General features: G+C 31.3%; 7 protein-coding genes. All 7 read right to left on the bottom strand.

The features are described 5' to 3' along the window. On the bottom strand, positions 1–197 hold a 197-nt coding region (locus ACGH6Q_RS11850; protein WP_411592924.1), incomplete at its 3' end, for a hypothetical protein. Positions 198–344: 147 nt separating this feature from the next. Beyond that, positions 345–1,307, bottom strand: coding sequence for a hypothetical protein (locus ACGH6Q_RS11845; protein ID WP_085166141.1), 963 nt, complete (start codon positions 1,305–1,307; stop codon positions 345–347). 3 nt (positions 1,308–1,310) lie between these two features. Then, on the bottom strand, positions 1,311–1,916 hold the full coding sequence (locus tag ACGH6Q_RS11840; RefSeq protein WP_411592923.1) for a hypothetical protein: 606 nt from the start codon (positions 1,914–1,916) through the stop codon (positions 1,311–1,313). Between the two features lie 113 nt (positions 1,917–2,029). Continuing rightward, complete coding sequence (locus ACGH6Q_RS11835) at positions 2,030–2,626, bottom strand: hypothetical protein (protein WP_411592922.1); 597 nt, start codon at positions 2,624–2,626, stop codon at positions 2,030–2,032. A 2-nt stretch (positions 2,627–2,628) separates the two neighbouring features. Next, positions 2,629–4,596: a hypothetical protein gene (locus tag ACGH6Q_RS11830; protein WP_411592921.1), complete on the bottom strand. Its 1,968-nt coding sequence runs from the start codon at positions 4,594–4,596 to the stop codon at positions 2,629–2,631. Continuing rightward, entirely contained in the window at positions 4,571–5,728 is a 1,158-nt protein-coding gene (locus ACGH6Q_RS11825; RefSeq protein ID WP_411592920.1) for a hypothetical protein, read from the bottom strand. The genes ACGH6Q_RS11830 and ACGH6Q_RS11825 overlap by 26 nt, the downstream gene beginning before the upstream one ends. Beyond that, positions 5,728–6,443: hypothetical protein (locus tag ACGH6Q_RS11820; RefSeq protein ID WP_411592919.1), on the bottom strand; the 716-nt coding region annotated here is incomplete at its 5' end. The genes ACGH6Q_RS11825 and ACGH6Q_RS11820, both read right to left, overlap by 1 nt.

The following is a 6,443-nucleotide window of genomic DNA, read 5'->3' as shown; positions in this document are numbered from 1 at the left end:
ACTTTGGCAATAGCCGCTTCATTTTTTATCCATAATGTCTTTATCTCAGTATCCGATGACTGTATTTCAATTTGTAACCAAGCCACCTTCACATCTTGACTCATTATATTAATTTTGGTCTTTGCATACGGTTTACCCACTGTCGTATCCGATGCAGCTTCTTTTTCCAGTAGTTTGACCTGTTTAGCTATACCCAAAAAGGCTTTATCTTCCTCTGGGATTTTACTCGCTTCCGCTTGTGTTTGAGTAATATAACTTGGTAAGTCTTCACAGGTGAAACATTCAACATGTAAATGAGGACGAAATTCTTTATCGTTTGGACCGTTACCTAATTTTTAGCTGTGCTATTTTAATGACAATAGTGTTTGATCTATCTTTTTGTTTATTTGTTCTACTAAACATTTTGTAATGTTATAAGTAAAACCCTCTGTTTCATAATAATAATTAGGTGCAGCTATTGATAAACATATTTTATTAATTTGTTTATCTATTTCGTCTATAGATTCATTAAGATTCGTTTTTTTATCTTTAAGCGATATGGTTTTTTGAGATAAAAGGTCATGATAGTAACGATAAGAATCTATACTACAACTAGTCGAGTATTCTTCTTGATAACAAGTTTTTAGTTTATTAATTTGAAATTTTGATGTTTCAAGCGAACCTTCGAGAATTTTGAATTGATCGGGGTAAGTAATTTGATATTTATAACCTTCGTCAATTAATAACTCTTTAAGTTGAAATTGTAAGTCTTTTTCATCTATTTGATAATGCTTCCAGAATATTGGTTTTACACTAGTATCGATATCTTTGACCAATAATAAATAAACATCTTTACTAGGTGAAATATAATAGTATTGATTACTTAACCAATAATAACCTTCAACATCATAAGAACTATTTGCCAATATAATTTTATCTTTAAAGTTTCCTTTATGAAAAATGGATAAGTTAAACTCTTTAACCGGATATATTTTATTATTAACGGTTTTATTATAGATTTTTTTATTAATAGTAAGCTTTAAATCATTTACATCATATATAACAATATTATTTCTAATAATTTCATATAAATTATCAAAATATGAAGCCATTTGATTAATTTGACAACGCTCAAGTATTTCTTCTCGTTCAGTATTTGTAATATGCCAAAAATCATCGTTTTTCTTGCAATCTTTTGCTAACTTTGTGATATCTATCTTGTTAAGAACAGATTTACCTTTATAGTTCTCAATAACATCAATTTCTTGACCATAACAGAAAAAATTAAATAAAAATAACACTATATTAATAAAAAATAAATTTTTCATTACTTAATCCTTTATTGTGTTAAAAATGCCAGAAGAACTCATTTGATATTTGTTTTCTGTTGTATAAACTTTTTTATCTTTTGGATTTTCATCGGGTTCAAAAAGATTTTGTTGTTGATGTTGTTTAATTAATATTTTTCCGTCAGGCTTTATTACAAAATCATTCCAATAGGATATTTCGCCATTTTTAATTTTGTACAAAAGTATTGTATCCAACAAATTTCCGTTATTATCATAACTATATAGCTGAAAAGTAAAAACTTTTTCATCATTTTCACCTATAGCCATTTGGATAATGCCTTTATATAAAATGTCCTTATAATAAAAATAACAATGAGGAAAATAAAAAGTTGTTTTAGTAAGATATTCAAATAATTTTGGCTTAAATGAAAATTCTTTATTCGTAAATCTTAATGGAAATGGCACATTAGGGGAAAGATATAAGCCATATTCTCCCCAATAATAATATTTTTTTAATTCATTAGAAGAATAAGGCAATTTGATTTTATGATAGTAACGTAAATCACTATTTAAATTTTCTGAAAATACAAAATTTACATTAAATAATGATAATAGGCAGACAATGATAAACCTTTCAAAAAATTTCATTATTAACTTTCCTTAATGTTTTGTTCTTTTTTATTAGGGAATTATTTAATATAGGCTAATAAAAGTGATGAAGACAGCACGTTATTATTCTAATTTATACTTAGTCACATTCATTATTCAAAATTAATATTACCTTTATCATCAATAAAATAATAACTTACCTTATGTTGTTCAGTCATAAGCTTTTCTGTTTCTATATCAATGCAATATTCTGATTCTATTATTTCAAATTTCTTATTTTTATAAATACGTGTTCTTTTATTGATTGAGCACTCTGCTTGTGCACCATCCACAACAATCATTTTGCTAATCAGTTCATTACTCTTATCAAAAATCTGTAATTCAAGAGTTGGAAGGTTATAATATGAATCTTGATCATTATAATCCCAATAAGCAAAAAGGAACACATTTAGCTTGTTATCAAGCTGAAGCTTTTTAAATAATATCGCTTTACCTGTGTAAGGTTTTCTATGTTCAACCATACTTAATAAAGGCGTGTTGGGATCAAAAAGCGCATTTGTTGGATTCTTTTCATCATATATTTGATTATTATCCGCAAAAAAGTCTTTCAAAGAATGATAGGAAAATGTTTTTTTTGAATATCCTTTAAATTCATAAAGGATATTATTAAGATCTTTATTTTTATCTTCTGCAAAAGAAAAAAACGAGATTAATAAAATGCGTATATAGAAAAAATGAAACCTGATCATTTTTAATCCTGTACATTTATAATTAAGTTAAAATCAAAACCGCATATATGTAAATGATGATAATGATCATATCCATTAGGAGGAGCTTTCTTCATATGCTTAGTATATTTAAGTAAAGTATTTGGTTGCTTCTTATATGTAAAATATTCTGAATACATTAACGAAGTCCTTGCCCAGCCAAATTTATACAATGCTGTATTAAATTTTTCTTGCTCATCAAAATCAAAACTTGAATAAGATAACCATGTTAGCTCGCCGTTTCTTTTAGTTGATATATATCTTAAATCGCCTGCGATACCGTTTATATGAGATCTACTCTGAACAGATTTAGCATCGTGAGTACTAAATCCATTAAAGCCTAAATAATCAGCATTCAGTTCTAACATAGCACCAAGCAACCCAGCAAAACAATCAGGATTTATATACCACCTGTGACTATCACTATTAAATGTTGCAAATTTTGCTTTAATACTACCATCAGATGAAATATAACCCTTTTCAAACTCCTTAACATTAATTAATTCCACATTATGTGTTTGTGGAATATTTCCTCTCGCCATAGCCTTAGTCACATGAACAGTAAAAATACCCAACTCATGTGTCTTTTTATTCTTATCATGATAAACGTATTTATATTTTTGCTCATACCCTGTTAATATTTTTTCTGGTATATGTTTTTCAATTTTTCCGTCATGATAAATATGATAAGTAACAATTCCTACTCTAGTGAAATAATCCATCATCGCCACCGGATGAACAAACCATGCCTTGCCATCAGCGCTAAGCGTGGCCGGTGGGGTGGTGTCTGCTTCGGTGGTTGGGGTACTGGTTGCCTCGCCATTTTTTGGAGGCGTGTCGTTTTGTTGGTTTAACTTCGATAAGCCTTTAGCCACATCATCCCACCATAACATCTTTTTTATCTTCTCTTTGGTCTTTTCCCAAGCTGTTACTTGTTTTTCTAATGCTTCCATTTTGGCATAAGATTCAAATTGCGCTTTAGTCAACTTTTCCGATGGTGATTCTTTATAATCTGCAGGAAAACGGCTTATTTCTCGTCTTAGTGTTTCAAACCCTTTTGCTTCCGGAGAGTCCTTTGCTTTACCTACACTACTTAAATATGCATCGAATTTTGCTTCATCACCCGTTTGTAAATAACCTAATAGATTTTTAGCATCTTCGGTCATCTCGCTGTTTAATTCTTCCCATTCTGGCAGTTTGCCTTCAGCATCAATTTCACTATACCATTCACTTTCGTAATTGACTAATAAGCGACTTAATGCCGTAAATAACATCGGTTTATCTGCAATACCTTTAAAACTCGCTTCTTTTATACTGGTATATATATTTGTTTCAACAAAGTATTGCTTATCAAGGATGGATAACGTTTCTTTTATTGTTGCTTTATATTGCGATAATGAATGGTTGTCTTTATTGCGTTTTAACGATTTGTCTGCATCAAGGTAGATTTCTTTTAATGTGGCCGTTTCTTTTATTTGCGTAAAATCAAACCAATCCCAACAACAGACCCGCTTAGCACCTTCACCATTTACTAACACCCAACCACTTCTTTTTCGGTTTTTATCATCAAGTACATCGACTTTTAACCACAAGTTACCTTGTGCATCTATTGCTCGATTGTCGCTTAGCGATAACTTTGCATCATTCATCTCGACCTGTAATGCCGTGCCCACAATCAGCGCACTACTGGGTATATTGCTCGCTTGTAAAGGATGCTTAGTCCAAGCAACCGTGTTTTCGGCTAAAGACAACTCCCCATTGGGTTTGGCTACTTTGGCAATAGCCGCTTCATTTTTTATCCATAATGTCTTTATCTCTGTTTCTGATGACTGTATTTCAATTTGTAATATTTCATTATTTATTGCTTCTCCTTGAGCCTTTTTATATTCAACATTAACTCCGTTAGATATAACACTTAAAAACAAATTATGGCTTAGGATGAAAGTCATCAATTTGATCTCGCCAGCGATTATAATTCCAATCAATAATCTTGGTTTGAAGCTCCGTCAGGTAGTCTTGAGCAGCTTGTTGTTGTGCTGAATTAAGAATTTTTTCTAAACGTGTTTGAATTTCCTTGTTATATTCCCAAACTGGGGGAAGTTGGTAAGCATGCCAAGCCAAATTGTTACCTTGTTCTTCTATTTTTTGTTTTGCATAATCACTTAATAGCGACCACGCATAGGCTTTAACAACATCATGTTCACGACCTAGTCCATATAAATAGGCTTCGGTAACCCGTAATATACCAATAATCGAGCTATGCTCCGCCATTAACTGCGCATAATCAATCGGCAGTTTCAAATCCTCTAATTTTAACGATTTGCGATATTCGGTTAATTTATTAATCTTTTTATAATGTTCATCTTTATAATGGTCGCCTTGTTGGAATAGTATTCGAGCAATCAAATCCTCGTAGCAATGATAGCCCCCTTCAATGGCATAGTTTAGATATTTAATACTTTCTTCTAATTTATCATCTGGACATGGACGCGCAATACCTTTTTCATCATACCAACAAAAACCCATTCCCCAGCCTTTTTGAAAGGCAAATTTAGGGTATTTTAAATCGGCAAACTTATCCCATAAATAACCTCTCATTTTAATACTTCTAAACACTTTAGGTTCAACTAGTGGGTTACCGGCATTATCCACTAACTGATCGCGATATTTGCGCATAAACTCGGTAAATGACATCATTCCTTCTTCTTTTTCATCATCATTGTATAGCTCTTGATAAGTAAGAAGGTCATAATAATAAGGCATTGCATTTTTATCCCATTGCCAAGCATGTTTAATAAATTTTACTAAGCTATCAGGATCAACTACTCCATGGAAGACTTGATCGTCAAATGCATATTGATATAGCTTTTTAGCTTCATCTATGCGTAATAATTCATTTTCAGGAATAGTTGAAGGATAAATTGTATAGTCCATAGTGATATTTTCCGATTGAATAGGGTTATAATCTAAATTTGTTGAATTATCACAATAAAAGTGAACAATACCGATAATTACACAAAGACCAATAACTAGAATTATTAACTTTTTTTTTATCGATATTATTATTTTTGTAGGGTAATTCATTAAATATACTCCAAATCATTTTGATTAAAGACATCAATTTCCACAATACGTGGTTCTAACGTGCCATTATTAAATACTCGACAAGGTAGAATTTGTTTTTTAGGTGCAAGTTTTTTTATTTCTTCATAAATAGGATAGATAGGATTTATTACGCCTTGTTTAAGTAGTTTTTCTTCATAATCTTTCTTTCGTAACAAAGTTTTTTCAAGCGTATCACCCGTAACTAAAGCATATCCCCATAGGGCGCAAGATGCGAATGGTAAAATAGCTTTATTAGATACGCGGTCTGGGCGATATTTGAAAACTTCTGCGTCTTGTTCTGCTGTTGTAGTTTCAGATGCAGCTACAATAATTCCCCCTATACCTACGGTTAAATCTTGGTTAAAAGTTTCAATATCAGCAGCAAAATTACCGTAAGTCACTTGCCCTAAACAACGGGTTTTTTGCTTTTCTGAAATCGTTTTAGCCAAACAAATTTGCTGTTTAATCATATTGTTATCATAAGTATCTTCATATGCTCCACCTCTACATGAGTGTAAAACAAAAATCCCTTCGTTAAGATGCCAAGGTAAAACTTCCATATTGTCTTGATCGTTAAAATGGATATTATTTCCTTTTCCTTGTAAATAAAGCGCATCATGCCCGCCATGACCAAAATAGTGAATTTGCCATAAAGCATATTGACAAGATGTTTCGGGGTGTGTGAGTTCATTAT

Origin of the sequence: Gilliamella sp. BG2 (assembly GCF_046635645.1) — a bacterium.
Lineage (GTDB): Bacteria > Pseudomonadota > Gammaproteobacteria > Enterobacterales > Orbaceae > Gilliamella > Gilliamella bombi.
This window is presented reverse-complemented; position numbering and strand designations above follow the sequence as displayed.